The sequence below is a fragment of the Marinobacter shunpengi genome (genome assembly GCF_045449715.1).
Lineage (GTDB): Bacteria > Pseudomonadota > Gammaproteobacteria > Pseudomonadales > Oleiphilaceae > Marinobacter.
The window spans coordinates 137,778-152,736 of the sequence record NZ_JBJJLA010000022.1; the positions used below are offsets into that span (position 1 = coordinate 137,778).

The following is a 14,959-nucleotide window of genomic DNA, read 5'->3' on the forward strand; positions in this document are numbered from 1 at the left end:
CCCGATGTCCCGTTTGGTGCTTATCGCCCGGACCGCTTGGTCCCCATCTTTGCCTCCGCCGTGAACGGGTCTTCGGGCCAGGGGTGCTTCGGATAGCGGCCGCGCATTTCCTTGCGGACTTCCGGGTACACCTCGCGCCAGAAGCTGGCCAGGTCCGCGGTGACCGCCAGGGGGCGTTGTGCGGGTGATAGTAGGTGGATAACAACGGGGACTCGCCCGCCAGCCAGCCTGGGGGTTTCCGTCCAGCCGAACAGGGCCTGGAGCTTGGCCGCCAGCACCGGACCGTTTTCCGCCGTGTAGTCCAGGCGGACCTGCTGGCCGGTGGGGATTTCCAGGGTGGTGGGCAGTTCCCGTTTCAGGGCCTGCTGCCGATCCCAGGGCAGGAGCGTCTGCAGGGCGTCCATCAGATTAACCTGTTGCAGGGCTTTCCAGTTGCGGACACCGGTTAGGAAAGGGGTCAGCCATTGCTCCAGGATTGCCATCAGGGCGTTGTCAGACACCTCCGGCCACTGGTCCGGTTCCAGGGAGCGCATAAAGGTCACCCTGGCCTGCCACTGGCGGGCGGCTTTCTTCCAGGGAAGGCTGTCGATGCCTTTTTGCCGGACAGCGGTGAGCAGGGCAAGCTGGATCTGCTCGGGCCCTGGCTCCGGTAATGCTTTCTCCGTCAGGACCAGGGCCCCCAACCGGGTCACCCGGCGGGCGACCACGGTACCCCGGGCGTCGTCCCAGGTCGCTTCGTCCGAGGTTTCGATATGGTCGGCCAGGTCCGCTTCCAGGGTGGCACGGTCGGTGGTGGCGGCCAGATAGATCCGCGCCTCCCTGGCCCGGCCATCCAGGTCGGCGGCGACGATCCATGGCTGCTGGCCCAGGGCGTCCTCGTCGGACAGACTGGCGCCACGACCATTACTGAGCTGGTAACGGTGGGCATCCCCGGAACGCCTCAGGCCAACCCGGTCCGGGTAGGCCAGTGCCAGCAGACGGCCCGCCGGCAGGCTGTCATCCACATCCCGGGCGTGGGCATCCGGCAGCAGCCGGGCGGCGGAGCGCCGGATCGCGTCCAGGCGGTTGCGGTCGAGGTTCGGGGCCCGATACTCCCCGCCCAGGGCCTGCAAACGATAGCCGATATCCGCCCCCGCGCCGGGGCCAAGCAGGTCCCGTTCACCCAACAGCGCCGCCAGTCTGGCCGCTGATTGCGGATAGCCCAGTTCCCGCCCCTTCAGCACCATATGGGCCAGGCGGGGATGGATGCCCAGGGCCCGGGCGTTGCGACCATGGTCGGTGATGGTCCCGTCCGGGTTGAGCAGATCCAGCCATTGCAGCAATGCCACCGCCTGGTTCCAGTGGGCGACCGGTGGCGGGTCGAGCCAGTCCAGGTCCTCCGGTTTGAGGGCTCCCCATTGCGCCAGCTCCAGCGCCAGGGGGGCCAGGTCCGCCTCCAGGATCTCCGGGGGCGTGAACGCGGCAAGGCCATGCTGGTCGGACTCGCTCCACAGGCGGTAGCACACCCCGGGCTCCACCCGTCCGGCCCGGCCCTTGCGTTGCTCGGCGGCAGCCCGGGACACGCGCCCTGTCTCCAGGCGGGTCATGCCGCTGTTGGGGTCGAACACCGCCCGTCGGGCCTGGCCGGCGTCGATGACCACCCGCACACCTTCAATGGTCAGGCTGGTCTCGGCAATGGCGGTGGCCAGCACGATCTTGCGTTCGCCGTCGGGGACCGGCTGGATGGCCCGGTCCTGCTCCTCACCCTTGAGGTTGCCGTAAAGGGGCGCCAGGTGAACATTAGTCGGCAGGTCGGGGCGGATCAGGCGCTCCACCTGGCGGATTTCCCCGGCCCCGGGCAGGAACACCAGGATGGACCCCGTTTCCGTCGTCAGCACTTCCCGGATGACCGAGGCCACCTGATCAGTCACCCGGGGTGCCCGCCCGGCAGGGGTCGACGGCGGACGGTGGATCACCGATACCGGGAAGGCGCGGCCCTCGCTGCTGATCACCGGCGCATCATCCAGCATTCGGGCCAGGGGCGTGGTATCCAGGGTGGCGGACATTACCACCACCCGCAGGTCCGGGCGCAGTACCTGCTGGGATTCCCGCACCAGTGCCAGGCCCAGGTCCGCCTGCAGGGAACGCTCGTGCAACTCATCGAACAGCACAGCGGCGTAGTCATCCAGCAGCGGGTCGGACTGGATCATGCGGGTCAGGATGCCTTCCGTGACCACCTCAATGACTGTCTGTGCCGATACCCGGGTATCCAGGCGAGTGCGATAACCCACCGTCTGGCCGGGCGTCTCACCCAGTTGCCGTGCCATGAACCGGGCAGCAGATCGGGCCGCCAGGCGCCGGGGCTCCAGCATCAGGATTCGGCGCCCTTGCCGCCATGGGGCATCCAGCAGGGCAACCGGTACCCGGGTGGTCTTGCCGGCCCCGGGGGGTGCCTGGAGCAACACGGTGGTTTGTGACTCCAGGGTGGCAGTGAGTTCCGGCAGTACCTGGTCGATGGGCAGCATGGACAAGTTCCGGGATCTATCGGCGGGCGTGCCAGTCCTCGGCACGGGGAACGAACAGGGCAAAGAACAGCCCCCAACCCAGGGCAATGGCCCCCAGGGTGAAAGCGCCCACCAGGGTACCACCGGCGTCCAGCCATTGCCGCGTCAGCCAGGGGCCGGCCATCTGCGTCACACTGTACAGGGCCACCGTGGCGGCCGACAGGCGCGGGCCCTGGTGGGGGTGCAGGGCGCGGCCAATACGCTGGGTCAGCAGCACGGTGCCCACAAAGGTGCTGCCCACCAGCAGGGCACAGAGCACAATCCCCCGGGGGTCCGGCCAGACCACCAGCGCCAGGGCACCGAGGAACTGGATCAGGTAGTTCAGCCGCAGGGCCCGGAGGTCGCCCACCCGGGAGCCCAGGTAGCTCCAGACAATGGGCGTGGGAATGGTCACCACCGCCACCAGCAGCCAGGAGCCGTCCACCAGCCAGTGGCCTTCCGGTAACTGGGTCTTGGTCAGCAGGGGCAGGAAGGTCATGGGCAGGATGTAGCCCAGCCCCGCCCCGGCATAGGACAGGAACAGGGGAATGCTGGCCCGGTCCAGCAGAGGCCCCTTGTCAACGAACGAACCGTCATCCCGCTGGAGTCCCGCCGGTACATCCAGTTTCAGCAGGTACCAGGTGGCCCAGGCCGCCAGCGGAATGGACAGCAGCGCCGCCGGCCACCAGCGGGCCGGGCCGGTGAGCAGGTCCGCCGTGCCGGACACCAGCAAGCTGGACAGCAACAGGCCCACACCCACCCCCACATAGACCAGGCCACTGGCGGAGCTGCGGTTGCGCCTTACCAGCCATTCCAGTATCAGTGCCGGCGCCTGCACGAACACCACACCGTTGGCGATGCCGTTCACCAACCTCAGGGCGGACAGCCAGGAGGCCGGTTCCACCTGGGTCTGCAACAGGGTGGTTATCACGTGGACCACCATGGCGATGGGCAGGGTCAGGCGGATCTGGTCCGGGCGGTACCAGCGGATGGCCAGCAGGGCACCGATGAGGTAGCCCAGGTAATTCCAGGTCGCAACAGAGGCGCCTTCGCTGGCGGTCAGTTGGCCGTCGCCCACCAGGTAGGGCAGCAGGGGGGTGTAGATAAAGCGGCCCAGGGCATGGACCACCAGCAGGATAGTGGCGCCGGCCACCACTACCGACAGGAGATTGGCGGGCTTAGCGGCGGACCGGTGCTCTGTCATGGCGACTCCAACGGGATGGATCCCGGATCACGGAGCCTCTGACCTGGTAGCCCGCGGGCGGATAGCCCGGACGGGAACCAGTCGGGAAACTCCTTAGGTTACTTCACATCTACCTTGGCTGGCGTAATGTACTCGATTCTGGGCGGTCCCGCCAGGCAGCCGGCGGCGACCTTGCCGAAGGCCTTCATGTGGTCGCTCTTGCCATGGGGTTCCAGGTGCCCGGCGGATTCCCAGACTTCCAGGAACACCAGCCGGTTGGGATCGGACAGGCTGGTGTGCAGTTCATACTCCAGGCATCCGGGCTCCTTCAGGGTTGCCTCGATACAGGGTTTGGCGGCTTCCAGCAGGGTGTCACGCTGGTCCGGCTTTACATTCAGGATGGCTCGTACGTATAGCATGGTTGTCCTCGGGTTGGGGGTGACACATCCCGGAGAAGGCGTGTCGTTGATTGGAAGTTCAGGCAATCAGCCAGAGCGCGACTGGTTGCGACGGGTCCACTCGTAGATCTCGCGGTAGGCTTCGGCCAGCTTGTCCGGGTCATGGGGGGGCTGGATCAGGGCGGCTGTCCGGCCCTGGGGATTGATCAGGGCCAGATGGCCGCTGTGGTCCACCAGGGTATTGCCCTCACCGTCGTCCCGATGCACGAACACGGCACCCACGCTCTTGGCAAAACTGCGGAGCACATCGATATCGCCGGTCACACCGTGGAAATCCTCCCCGAAGAAATCCACGTACTGCTTCAGCTTTTCCGGGGTGTCATGCTCCGGATCGGCGCTCACCAACAGATAGTTGGGCTGGGGCAGCTCAGACGTCAGGCTGGCGTCGGTCTGTCGCAGGGTGGCCATGGTGGCGGGGCAGATATCCGGGCAGTTGGTGTAGCCCACAAACACAAAGGTCCAGCGACCCTGCAGGTCCTGCCGGGTCATCTCATCGCCCTCTTCGGTGGTGAGGGTGAAGTCCGCCAGCTCCCTGGGCTCGTCATACACAAAGGTGTTGATGGCGCTCAGATCCGGCGCCGGCTCAGGTTCCTGGCTCCGGTTATCCATCTGCTGGAAGATAACAAAACCGAAAATCAGGAATACGATCAGCAGCAATATCAACAGCGTGCGCCGGACCGAACGATCCATCATGTCTCCTGTCAGCCTGGTAATCAGAAGTAGAAGAAGTGGTCCACCAGCAACACCACGAACAGGGCCATCAGGTACGTGATGGAGTACTTGAAGGTTGCCAGCGCCACACGGCGGTCATCCCCCCGGAGCAGGCGGACCGCATACTGCAGGAATCGTAACCCGAGAACCGTGGCGCCCGCCAGGTAGATCCAGCCGGACATGCCGGTGGCAAAGGGTAGCAGGGTGGCCGCCAGCAGCATCAGGGTGTACAGCAGGATGTGCAGTTCGGTGTAACGGTTACCATGGGTGACCGGCAACATGGGAATGCCCGCCTTGGCGTACTCTTCCTTGCGGTGGATGGCCAGGGCCCAGAAGTGGGGGGGCGTCCAGGCGAAGATGATCAGTACCAGCAGCAGGGCATGGCCCTCCACCTGCCCGGTCACCGCCGTCCAGCCCAGCAGTGGCGGCATGGCCCCCGCCAGACCACCGATAACAATGTTCTGGGGCGTGGCCCGCTTGAGGAACAGGGTATACACCCCGGCATAGCCCACCAGGGATGCCAGGGTCAGCCATGCGGTGAGGTGGTTGACCTGCCACATCAGGACCATCATGCCGGCAACCGCCAGCACGGTGGCGAACAGAAGGGCATCCATCTGGCTGACCCGCCCGGTGGCCACCGGGCGGCGACGGGTGCGGGCCATGATGGTGTCAATTTTCTGGTCCACCACGTGGTTGACCACCGCGGCGGCTCCCGCCAGCAACGCAATACCCAGGTTGCCGAACAGCAGCACACTCCATCCGGGAACACCCGGCGTGGCGAGCAGCATGCCGATGACCGAGGTGAGGATCATCAGCGCCACCACACGGGGCTTGGTCAGTTCCAGGAAATCCCGCCAGGAAATGGATCGGCTGGCGGAGGACTGGGCAGCCATGGCCTTGGCCTGGTCAGTCATGCGGGTACCTCGCGTTGCGTTGTTGTTGTCCCTGCCGGTTCTGCGACCGGTTGTCGTGCGTAGCCATGCACACGCCAGAGCATGTGGATAACCGTCAGTAGCAGTCCGGCCCCCATGGCGTTATGGGCCACCGCGACGGACAGTGGAATATGGAATGCGACATTGGCTATGCCCAGCCCAATCTGCATGAGCAGCACCCCCGCGGTCAAGAGGACCATGGATCGGAGTGGTGTGCGTCGCACCTGCCGCCAGAGCACCAGCAGCAGCACGGCAAAATACCCGAGCACCACTATCGCCCCGACACGGTGGGTCATGTGGATCGCCACCCGCCCGTCAGCGGTGAGCTGGCCACCCAGGTAGTTGGGACCAATAGTCTGCAGGATGTCGAAGCCATGACGGAAATCCATGTCCTCGGGCCACCACTGGCCCTGGCAGGTGGGCAGATCGGGACAGGCCACTGCCGCATAGTTGGCGGCAGTCCAGGCCCCCAGGGCAATCTGCAGGATCACCAGGGCCAGGCCGCCGTAGAGCCAGGGTCGCAGGCGGGCCAGGGCACTTTCCCGTTCCGGTGTTACGGACTTGCGGGATGCCCGCAGGCGCAGGGTCAGTAACGTCAGCAGGCTGAGGGTGGTAAAGCCCCCCAACAGGTGTAACGCCACCACCTTGGGCCAGAGCTGCAGGGTCACGGTCCACATGCCGAACAGGGCCTGTAACACGATAAACCCGGCGGTGAACAGGGGGAGTTTGACCGGCACACCTTCTCGGCGATGACGAACAGCGTAGATAGCGAGGCCGAACACAATCAGCCCGAGGCTGCCGGCGGCGTAACGGTGGATCATTTCCGGCCAGCCCTTGGACACATCCACAGGGCTTTCCGGGAAGCGGGCGTTAGCCTCGGCGATACTGGCTTCACTCTGGGGCACGGTGAGGAAGCCGTAGCAACCCGGCCAGTCCGGACAGCCAAGCCCGGCATCCACCAGGCGGGTCCAGGCCCCCAGCATCACCACCACCACCGTAAACAACGCGGCAATCAGCGCCCAGCGTGCCATCACACGGTGAGCCTTACCTGGTTGATTCATGGCAACTTGTTGTTCTTTTTCCACAATCCGAACCCTTGCATGGCCGGGCACTGCCCGGACGTTTCTATCCGATCTGGGAGAGCTTCATCAGGTGCTTGAGGTCTTCGAGCATTTCCTTGCCGGTGTTACCGCTACCGTAGTGCATCATCACATTGCCAAACGGATCCACCACCAGGATGCGTGGGCTCTCGGCCGGGTCTACGTCCGCCGGCCAAGCGGGGTCGGCATCCGGGGCCAGGCTCAGGCGCTCCATGGAGCTGTACTCTTTTTGCCAGCGCGCCTGTAGCTCCTCCGGTACCTTGCCAAGCCAGGCGGCACGGCCCATCCGGTTAGCATTCTTGCCCAGGGCGATATTCACCTGCCGGGCCAGGTACAGGAGCTGTTCGCAATCCTCTCCGCAGTTCTGCGCGGTGACAACCATCAGCCACTTGGCATCCTGCTGGTCCGGGCCGAAGCGGGCCTGCAGGGGCTGTCCTTCGGCACCCAGCAGGTTCAGTTCGGCCACGGGGACCGGCGGTTCGATCAGCTCGCCGTGGTTGCTGCGGGTTTCCGGGTGAAGCCAGCCAGAGTAGTACATGATGGTGGCAAAGATCATCGGCCCGAAACCGATGGCAAACAACAGCAAGGCGGTGCGACGACCGCGGCGTACCTGATCCGGGGACGGTTCGGCTTCCTGCTGCTGGGCAGTCGTATCGGTCATTCAGGACTCCTGCTTACGATAGCTCGCTATTATTGTCAGTATGATGAGCGCCGCTGCCATGGAGAACCACTGCAGGGCATAACCATAGTGAGTCTGCGGGCCCATCATATCGGGTTCCCAGTCAGCCCGGAAGGCACCCGGTTGATTTGTGCCGTCCAGTTTCAAGATCTTATCCGCCACCCCGGGCTCCACTTCCGCGGCCAATTCCTCAGGCAGCGCCTGGACCCGTCGGGGCCAGGTGGAAGGCTTGCTTCTGGCGACCGGTTCGCCCGCCAGGATGGGCGGTACCGGGTAGTCTGCCACCCGGGCCAGCAGACGCACCGGCTCTTGCGGCGTGTCGATGACGGGAAGCTGGTCCCGACGGCGTTCCGCCTGCACCCAGCCCCGGTTAACCACCACCGGGGCCCCCTGGTCGGGGTGGAACAGGCTCAGCACTTCATAACCCGGGGCGCCGTCCCGGGTGCGGTTATCCAGCAGCCATACCGGTGTTCCGTACCGCCCGGTCAGGACAACCGGCTGCCCGGTCACCCTGTTTTCCATGCCCGGATCGACCCACGGACGGGCCTGGGCCGGGTCGTCCCACTGCTCCAGCAGGCGCTCCTTTTCCTCCGCCCGGTCCAGTTGCCAGAACCCGAGGCCCAGCAGTACCGGCAGCATCACCAGAGCCAGCAGTAACAGTCGCCAGTCGGGAGACCAGACCCTGCGACGGGATTCATGTTCAGACATGCTCTGTTATAGTCCCAGTCTGGAGCCACCGGACCCGTCCCTGATGACGGGCAATCCGGCCATGGCCCGGAGGCTTATTGCCTGTACACCGACAACAATAACGGGAATCCAATTCGGGGACGATACCCATGCTTCTAAAGATCCTGATCGTCGTACTGATGCTGGCCGTCATCATCAGCCTGTTCAGTGGCCTGTTCTTCCTGATCAAGGATGATGGCGGCAGACGGCGGGTGGTCAACTCGCTGGCGGTCAGGGTGGGTCTCAGTATACTGCTGCTGCTCGTTATCCTGCTGGCCCTGTGGCAGGGCGGGCTCAGCCTGAACCCGACTCCGTACACCTGAGCCGGAGAATAGCGCCAGGCCGGGTGCCGGACCCCTCCGTCCGGCACCCAGTGGACAGGATCAGATCACGTAGACGAACACGAACAGCCCCAGCCAGACCACATCCACGAAGTGCCAGTACCAGCTTGCCGCCTCGAACCCGAAGTGGTTGTCGCCGGTAAAGTGGCCTTTCTGGATCCGGATGAACATGACAATCAGGATCAGCGAGCCCAGGATCACGTGGGCGCCGTGGAAACCGGTCAGCATGAAGAAGGTGCTGCCGTAGATACCGGACTGCAGGGTCAGGTTCAGGTCCTGGTAGGCGTGGATATACTCGTAGCCCTGCACGAACATGAACACGATCGCCAGACCGATGGTGGCCGCCAGCCAGGTCTTCACCTTATTCCGGTGGTTTTCCTTCAGGGCATGATGGGCCAGCGTGATGGTGAAGGACGACGTGACCAGCAGGATGGTGTTCACCAGGGGCAGTCCCCACGCCCCAATCACCCCTTCCGGTGCCGGATAGGCTTCCGGGTCCGGGTTGTTAATCAGCGGCCAGGTGGCCTGGAAGCCTTCCCACAGCAACCCGCTGGCACCTTTGTCCCCTTCACCGCCCAGCCAGGGCACCGAGAATACCCGGGCATAGAACAGGGCACCGAAGAAGGCGCCGAAGAACATCACCTCGGAAAAGATGAACCAGCTCATGCCCCAGCGGAAGGAACGGTCCATCTGCGGGCTGTAGAGCCCCTCCCGGCTCTCGCGGATCACCGATCCGAACCAGCCGAACAGCATGTAGACCATCACCAGGCTGCCGATCAGGAAGATGAACCAGGAGCTGTGGGTGGACTCACCCTGCCCGCTGTTAACCATGACGGATGCTACCCCGTAGACGGTAAGGAACATCCCGACCGTGGCCACGATGGGCCACTTGCTCTGTTCAGGTACGTAGTACGTCTGGTTGTTCGCCATGCTTTTCTCCAGAGGCCCGTTCCGCTGGCCTGTCCATTCTCGATTATTGTTGTCGTGTCTCTCGTTGCATCGGACGACATCCGGGAGCGCCGTGCCCGTTTCACCGGCCAGGCCTGCTGGCCGGCCCCCGGTCCGGAACCGACCGGGGAACCAGGGCCGCGAATACCCCTTACTTTACGTCCGGCGGCGTTTCAAAGGTGTGATACGGGGCCGGCGACGGCACGGTCCATTCAAGGCCCTCTGCACCATCCCAGGGTTTGGCCGAGGCTTTCTCGCCGTAGCCCCTGGCACACTTCACCACGATGAACAGGAACAGCAACTGGGTGGTACCGAACATGAAGGCGCCAACACTGGACACCATGTTGAAGTCCGCAAACTGCAGCGCGTAGTCCGGAATACGGCGGGGCATGCCGGCCAGGCCCAGGAAGTGCATCGGGAAGAAGGCCAGGTTCATACCCACGAAAGACAACCAGAAGTGAGTTTTGGCCAGGGTTTCGTCATACATGGTGCCAGTCCATTTGGGCAGCCAGTAATAGGCCGCCGCAAAGATGCCAAAGATCGCACCCGGTACCAGTACGTAATGGAAGTGCGCCACCACGAAGTAGGTGTCGTGATACTGGAAGTCCGCCGGGGCGATGGCCAGCATCAGGCCGGAAAAACCGCCGATGGTGAACAGGATAACGAAGGCCACGGAGAACAGCATCGGTGCCTCGAAAGTCATGGAGCCGCGGAACATGGTGGCCACCCAGTTGAACACCTTCACCCCGGTGGGCACCGCAATCAGCATGGTGGCGTACATGAAGAACAGCTGGCCGAAGATGGGAATGCCCACGGTGAACATGTGATGCGCCCACACCACGAACGACAGCAGGGCAATGGCGCCTACCGCGTAGACCATGGATGCGTAGCCGAACAGTGGCTTGCGGGCGAAGGCCGGAATGATGTGGGACACCACACCGAACGCCGGCAGGATCATGATGTACACCTCGGGATGCCCGAAGAACCAGAACACATGCTGGAACAGCACCGGGTCACCGCCGCCGGCGGCATCAAAGAAACTGGTGCCGAAGTTGATGTCCATCAGCATCATGGTCACCACGCCGGCCAGTACCGGCATGACGGCGATCAGCAGGAAGGCGGTGATCAGCCAGGTCCATACGAACAGGGGCATTTTCATCAGGGTCATGCCCGGCGCCCGCAGGTTGAGGATGGTGGCAATGACGTTGATGGCGCCCATGATGGAGGAAATCCCCATGATATGGACGGCAAAGATAAAGAACGTGGTGCTCGGCGGCCCGTAGGTCGTCGACAGTGGTGCGTAGAACGTCCAGCCGAAGTTGGGCGCGCCGCCCTCCATGAACAGGGTGGACACCAGCATCAGGAAGGCCGCCGGCAGCAACCAGAAACTCCAGTTGTTCATCCGGGGCAGCGCCATGTCCGGTGCCCCCACCATCAATGGCAGCATCCAGTTGGCCAGCCCCACGAAGGCCGGCATCACCGCACCGAAGACCATAATCAGGCCGTGCATGGTGGTCATCTGGTTGAAGAACTCGGGCTGCACAATCTGCAGCCCGGGCTGGAACAGTTCCGCCCGGATGACCATGGCCATGCTGCCCCCGAGGAGGAACATGGCAAAACTGAAGATCAGGTACATGGACCCGATATCTTTGTGGTTGGTGGTTAACAGCCACCGGGTTATGCCCTTGGCGGGACCGTGATGGTGGTCCTGGGCGTGGGTATCTGCGACCGCACTCATTTGAAACCCCCGTTGCCGCCTGATTCTTTTCGCTGGCGATATCTTGTTATCTGGCGAACCCGACGGCGGAACCCTGCCCGCCGTCCGGCTGTCTGTTATTGATTCTTGTAGTCGAACACTTCTTTCGGCGTCACCATTTCACCGGTGTTATTACCCCAGGCGTTACGCTCGTAGGTAATCACCGCGGCCAGATCGGCCTCGCTGAGCTGGGCTCCGAAGGCCTGCATGGCGGTGCCGTTAACACCATTGACCACGACATCCAGGTGCGCCTCCACGTCCTCGGTCACCATCGGGGACCCCTTGAGTGCCGGGAAAGCGCCGCCGCCGGTACCATCCTGGCCATGACAGGCCGCACAGTAGGAGGTGTAGACACCCTCGCCACGCTCAACCAGCTCTTCCAGGGTCCAGTCCTTCTCGGTGAGCTGGCGCTCTTTTTCGGCCGCTTCCCGCCGGTCCGCGACCCACTGGTTGTATTCCTCTTCCGGCACCGCTTCAACCACCACCGGCATGAAGCCATGGTCCTTGCCGCACAGCTCGGTACATTGCCCGCGATAGATACCCGGCTCGTTCACCTCGAACCAGACCTTGTTGATAAAACCTGGAATGGCGTCCTTCTTGATGCTGAAGGCCGGCACCCACCAGGAGTGGATAACGTCGGCCGCCGTGAGCTCCAGGCGTATCCGCTTACCCACCGGAATCACCATCGGGTTGTCCACGTCCAGGAGATAGTTTTCGTTCTTGTCCATCCGGTTGTCGATTTCATCCCGGGAGGTGGCAAGGTTGGAAAAGTAGCCGAACTCATCATTGAGATACTGGTACTGCCAGCGCCACTGGTAACCGGTGACCCGGATATCGATGTCGGCTTCGCTGGTGTCGTACATGTCGACCAGGGTGGCCGTGGCGGGGATGGCCATGATGACCAGAATGGCAAAGGGTATAATCGTCCAGAGAATCTCCACGAGGGTGTTCTCGTGGAAATTGGCGGGCTTGTAGCCCTTGGACTTTCGATGGGCAAAGATGGACCAGAACATGACCCCGAAGACCACGACGCCGATGGCGACGCATATCCACAGGATGGTCATGTGAAGACCATAAACCTGGTTGCTTGTTTCAGTGACCCCCGGGGACATGTTCAGGGTCCACTCGGCCAGCGCCGGAGCAGACAATAACAGGCCCGCGACAAGGGCACCTGCCCGTTTTACGTGCACGTGCATACCGCGTCTCCACAGAATGTTGTTCTTGTTCATGACAGACACACTTGGAGCGGTCGTCTCTCCTGCGACGGCTGCCTGTCATGTCTGGCGGATCTGCGTGACACTTCCAGTGGATCGTTGGAAGTTCGTCCCCCCGGGCGCTATTGAAACCGGTCGCGCTCGCACACGCAACAGGTGGATTGCCGGGAAGTCTGTTCACGGATAACCAGAAGCCAGTATAGACAGAGAGTTAGCTCACACTCAAAACCTCTGACACATTTTGAAAAATTTTATAGATATAACCTTATGCAATTACGATATATGAGATCTCCTGACACAGTCGCGACATGCTGACCCTGACCCACTCGGACCGGCACCTGTGGCGCCTGGCCTGGCCGTTGATGCTCACCAACCTGACCGTCCCCCTGCTGGGACTGGTGGATACCGCCGTGCTGGGCCACCTGGAAAGCCCCGAATACCTGGGGGCGGTGGCCGTGGGCGCCAACCTGTTCAGCATCCTCTACTGGACCTTCGGCTTCATGCGCATGGGCACCACCGGGCTGGCGGCCCAGGCCTTCGGGCGCCGGGACGCCACCGCCCAGACCGCGCTGCTGCTACGATCCCTGCTGCTGGCCTGCGGCATTGCGCTGACGCTGATCCTGCTGCAGTCGCCACTCATTGCCACCGGCCTGGCACTGATGAACCCGGGGCCAGATGTGGCGGAGCTGGCGGCCGGGTACGCCGCCATCCGTATCTGGAGTGCACCGGCCGTGCTGTGCCAGTACACCCTGGTGGGCTGGCTGATCGGCTGCCAACTACCCCGCGGGCCCATGATCATGCTGATCGCCGCCAACAGCGTGAACATCGTGCTGGACGTGCTGTTCGTAACGGTACTGGGCTGGAACAGCCGTGGTGTGGCCCTGGCCACGGTTATCGCGGAGTACGGCGCCACCACCCTGGGCCTGTGGCTGGTGTGGCAGCGCCTGCCGGACCACCGGGCCAGCCTGCGGGCCTTGCTCGGTACGTTGCCGGACTACCTGGCGCTGATCCGCGTCAACCGCTATATCATGGTGCGCACTATCGCATTGCTGCTGGTGCTGGCCTTCTTCACGGCCCAGGGCGCCCGCCAGGGGGAAGTGATCCTGGCCGCCAATGCCGTACTGCTGACCTTCCTGCTGGTGATATCCAACGGCCTGGACGGCTTTGCCAATGCCGCCGAGGCCATGGTGGGCCAGGCGGTGGGCAGACGTTCACACCGCCGTTTCCTGGTGGCCTGCCGCACCGCCACCCGCTGGTCACTGATTGGCGCGGTGGTGTTCACGGCGTTGTTCGTTGCCGGCGGGCACTGGCTGATCGGCCTGCTGACCAGCATCGATGAGGTACGTGACACCGCCCGCCAGTTCCTGCCCTGGCTCTGGCTGCTGCCTGCCACCGCCGTATGGGGTTACCTGTTCGACGGCATCTTCATCGGCGCCACCCGCACCCGGGACATGCAAAACACCATGCTGTTCTCGGCGCTGGTGGTGTTCCTGCCCGGCTGGTGGCTGACCACCGGCTGGGGCAATCACGGGCTTTGGTTTGCCCTGATCCTGCTGATGGTGGCGCGGGCAACGTCCATGGCGATGGTGTTCATGATCCGGACACGACATGGGTCATGGTTCTTCAATGAGTGATCGGTAATCCCCCCGGCACGAGAAAAAATCTCAACTACACTCCAGTTTAGGGAGCCGCCGACGCGGACAGCCCCGCATGACATAGTAACCCCGGCATTGTCTGACATGACTCCAGAGGCAGTATTGAACATCATTGATCAGGCCCGTCGGCAGGAAGCCCGTTCCGGCGAATTCCTTCGCCAGATGCGCGAGAAGGCAGCCAGGCTGCCCGCCAGCGTAACGGTGGACGGCTATCAGCCGGCCATGTGCCTGTTCCAGTTCGCGATCGAGTACATCGAGATGGCCCCGCGGCTGATCGACTGTATCGACGACTGTGCCCGCAAGTCCGGCAAGCGGGGGCTGTTTGACCCGTTCATCCAGACCGCCATCTGCTACTTCACGCAGCCCTCCATCATGCTGACCCGGTACGACGGTCTCGACGGCCTGCTAATCAAGGCCTACCTGTGCCACCGCCTGATGGAGGAAATGTACGAGAACAATCTCTCCACCCGCCGCAGCCAGGTGGTGGACATGGAAGCCACCCAGGCCAACCTGCTGGCTCACCAGCTCATCGGGGAGCCCTTCGCCAACGAGCTGGACGAATCCATCAACATGACCATGCTCAACCTGATCCGGTCACCGAGCTACTATGAACTGGATCTCGATCCGTTCGTAGAAGAACTACAGAAGGCCGCCAGGATGTGGATGAAGGAATACTGGGAAAACCTGCTGACCCGGAACCACATCCGGTTTACCCTGATGCCCTGACCGAACAA

14 protein-coding genes are annotated in these 14,959 nt (G+C 63.2%); 3 read left to right on the forward strand and 11 right to left on the reverse strand.

The genetic code is table 11. The features are described 5' to 3' along the window. Positions 1 to 20: 20 nt before the first annotated feature. From hrpB to ACJO3T_RS16305, 8 genes are all read right to left on the reverse strand, one after another. Positions 21 to 2,504: an ATP-dependent helicase HrpB gene (gene hrpB / locus ACJO3T_RS16270; protein ID WP_406979150.1), complete on the reverse strand. Its 2,484-nt coding sequence runs from the start codon at positions 2,502 to 2,504 to the stop codon at positions 21 to 23. 16 nt (positions 2,505 to 2,520) lie between these two features. Then, on the reverse strand, positions 2,521 to 3,726 hold the full coding sequence (locus ACJO3T_RS16275) for a YbfB/YjiJ family MFS transporter (RefSeq protein WP_406979152.1): 1,206 nt from the start codon (positions 3,724 to 3,726) through the stop codon (positions 2,521 to 2,523). Positions 3,727 to 3,824: 98 nt separating this feature from the next. Next, positions 3,825 to 4,124 (reverse strand): putative quinol monooxygenase, encoded by a 300-nt coding sequence (locus ACJO3T_RS16280; protein WP_406962642.1) that lies wholly within the window; start codon positions 4,122 to 4,124, stop codon positions 3,825 to 3,827. Positions 4,125 to 4,190: 66 nt separating this feature from the next. Next, positions 4,191 to 4,853, reverse strand: a complete 663-nt coding sequence (locus tag ACJO3T_RS16285) for an SCO family protein (RefSeq protein WP_406962640.1) — start codon at positions 4,851 to 4,853, stop codon at positions 4,191 to 4,193. Between the two features lie 23 nt (positions 4,854 to 4,876). Continuing rightward, entirely contained in the window at positions 4,877 to 5,767 is an 891-nt protein-coding gene (gene cyoE / locus ACJO3T_RS16290) for a heme o synthase (protein WP_406962806.1), read from the reverse strand. Between the two features lie 17 nt (positions 5,768 to 5,784). Beyond that, on the reverse strand, positions 5,785 to 6,867 hold the full coding sequence (locus ACJO3T_RS16295) for a COX15/CtaA family protein (protein ID WP_406962638.1): 1,083 nt from the start codon (positions 6,865 to 6,867) through the stop codon (positions 5,785 to 5,787). A 64-nt stretch (positions 6,868 to 6,931) separates the two neighbouring features. After that, entirely contained in the window at positions 6,932 to 7,567 is a 636-nt protein-coding gene (locus ACJO3T_RS16300) for a redox-active disulfide-containing membrane protein (RefSeq protein WP_406979153.1), read from the reverse strand. Further along, on the reverse strand, positions 7,568 to 8,293 hold the full coding sequence (locus tag ACJO3T_RS16305; protein ID WP_406979154.1) for an SURF1 family protein: 726 nt from the start codon (positions 8,291 to 8,293) through the stop codon (positions 7,568 to 7,570). A 128-nt stretch (positions 8,294 to 8,421) separates the two neighbouring features. On the opposite strand from ACJO3T_RS16305, the gene ACJO3T_RS16310 reads away from it, so the two are divergent. After that, complete coding sequence (locus ACJO3T_RS16310; protein WP_406979155.1) at positions 8,422 to 8,634, forward strand: twin transmembrane helix small protein; 213 nt, start codon at positions 8,422 to 8,424, stop codon at positions 8,632 to 8,634. A 60-nt stretch (positions 8,635 to 8,694) separates the two neighbouring features. On the opposite strand, the gene ACJO3T_RS16315 is transcribed toward ACJO3T_RS16310, so the two are convergent. From ACJO3T_RS16315 to coxB, 3 genes are all read right to left on the reverse strand, one after another. Beyond that, a complete protein-coding gene (locus tag ACJO3T_RS16315) occupies positions 8,695 to 9,582 on the reverse strand; it encodes a cytochrome c oxidase subunit 3 (RefSeq protein WP_406962630.1) in 888 nt (295 codons plus the stop codon). A 169-nt stretch (positions 9,583 to 9,751) separates the two neighbouring features. After that, positions 9,752 to 11,338: a cytochrome c oxidase subunit I gene (gene ctaD / locus ACJO3T_RS16320; protein WP_406979156.1), complete on the reverse strand. Its 1,587-nt coding sequence runs from the start codon at positions 11,336 to 11,338 to the stop codon at positions 9,752 to 9,754. Between the two features lie 95 nt (positions 11,339 to 11,433). Further along, positions 11,434 to 12,552: a cytochrome c oxidase subunit II gene (coxB, locus tag ACJO3T_RS16325; protein ID WP_406962626.1), complete on the reverse strand. Its 1,119-nt coding sequence runs from the start codon at positions 12,550 to 12,552 to the stop codon at positions 11,434 to 11,436. 326 nt (positions 12,553 to 12,878) lie between these two features. Between coxB and ACJO3T_RS16330 the strand changes: the two genes are divergently transcribed. Continuing rightward, positions 12,879 to 14,204 carry an MATE family efflux transporter gene (locus tag ACJO3T_RS16330; RefSeq protein ID WP_406979157.1) on the forward strand — a complete coding sequence of 442 codons (1,326 nt, stop codon included), beginning with the start codon at positions 12,879 to 12,881 and terminating at the stop codon, positions 14,202 to 14,204. 105 nt (positions 14,205 to 14,309) lie between these two features. Next, complete coding sequence (locus ACJO3T_RS16335) at positions 14,310 to 14,951, forward strand: hypothetical protein (protein WP_328185338.1); 642 nt, start codon at positions 14,310 to 14,312, stop codon at positions 14,949 to 14,951. Positions 14,952 to 14,959 lie beyond the last annotated feature (8 nt).

Excerpts from the sequence above, each read along its gene's own strand:
- hrpB (WP_406979150.1), bottom strand. The coding sequence starts at position 2,504 with ATGCTGCCCATCGACCAGGTACTGCCGGAACTCACTGCCACCCTGGAG.
- ACJO3T_RS16275 (WP_406979152.1), bottom strand. The coding sequence starts at position 3,726 with ATGACAGAGCACCGGTCCGCCGCTAAGCCCGCCAATCTCCTGTCGGTA.
- ACJO3T_RS16280 (WP_406962642.1), bottom strand. The coding sequence starts at position 4,124 with ATGCTATACGTACGAGCCATCCTGAATGTAAAGCCGGACCAGCGTGAC.
- ACJO3T_RS16285 (WP_406962640.1), bottom strand. The coding sequence starts at position 4,853 with ATGGATCGTTCGGTCCGGCGCACGCTGTTGATATTGCTGCTGATCGTA.
- cyoE (WP_406962806.1), bottom strand. The coding sequence starts at position 5,767 with ATGGCTGCCCAGTCCTCCGCCAGCCGATCCATTTCCTGGCGGGATTTC.
- ACJO3T_RS16295 (WP_406962638.1), bottom strand. The coding sequence starts at position 6,867 with ATGAATCAACCAGGTAAGGCTCACCGTGTGATGGCACGCTGGGCGCTG.
- ACJO3T_RS16300 (WP_406979153.1), bottom strand. The coding sequence starts at position 7,567 with ATGACCGATACGACTGCCCAGCAGCAGGAAGCCGAACCGTCCCCGGAT.
- ACJO3T_RS16305 (WP_406979154.1), bottom strand. The coding sequence starts at position 8,293 with ATGTCTGAACATGAATCCCGTCGCAGGGTCTGGTCTCCCGACTGGCGA.
- ACJO3T_RS16310 (WP_406979155.1), top strand. The coding sequence starts at position 8,422 with ATGCTTCTAAAGATCCTGATCGTCGTACTGATGCTGGCCGTCATCATC.
- ACJO3T_RS16315 (WP_406962630.1), bottom strand. The coding sequence starts at position 9,582 with ATGGCGAACAACCAGACGTACTACGTACCTGAACAGAGCAAGTGGCCC.
- ctaD (WP_406979156.1), bottom strand. The coding sequence starts at position 11,338 with ATGAGTGCGGTCGCAGATACCCACGCCCAGGACCACCATCACGGTCCC.
- coxB (WP_406962626.1), bottom strand. The coding sequence starts at position 12,552 with ATGCACGTGCACGTAAAACGGGCAGGTGCCCTTGTCGCGGGCCTGTTA.
- ACJO3T_RS16330 (WP_406979157.1), top strand. The coding sequence starts at position 12,879 with ATGCTGACCCTGACCCACTCGGACCGGCACCTGTGGCGCCTGGCCTGG.
- ACJO3T_RS16335 (WP_328185338.1), top strand. The coding sequence starts at position 14,310 with ATGACTCCAGAGGCAGTATTGAACATCATTGATCAGGCCCGTCGGCAG.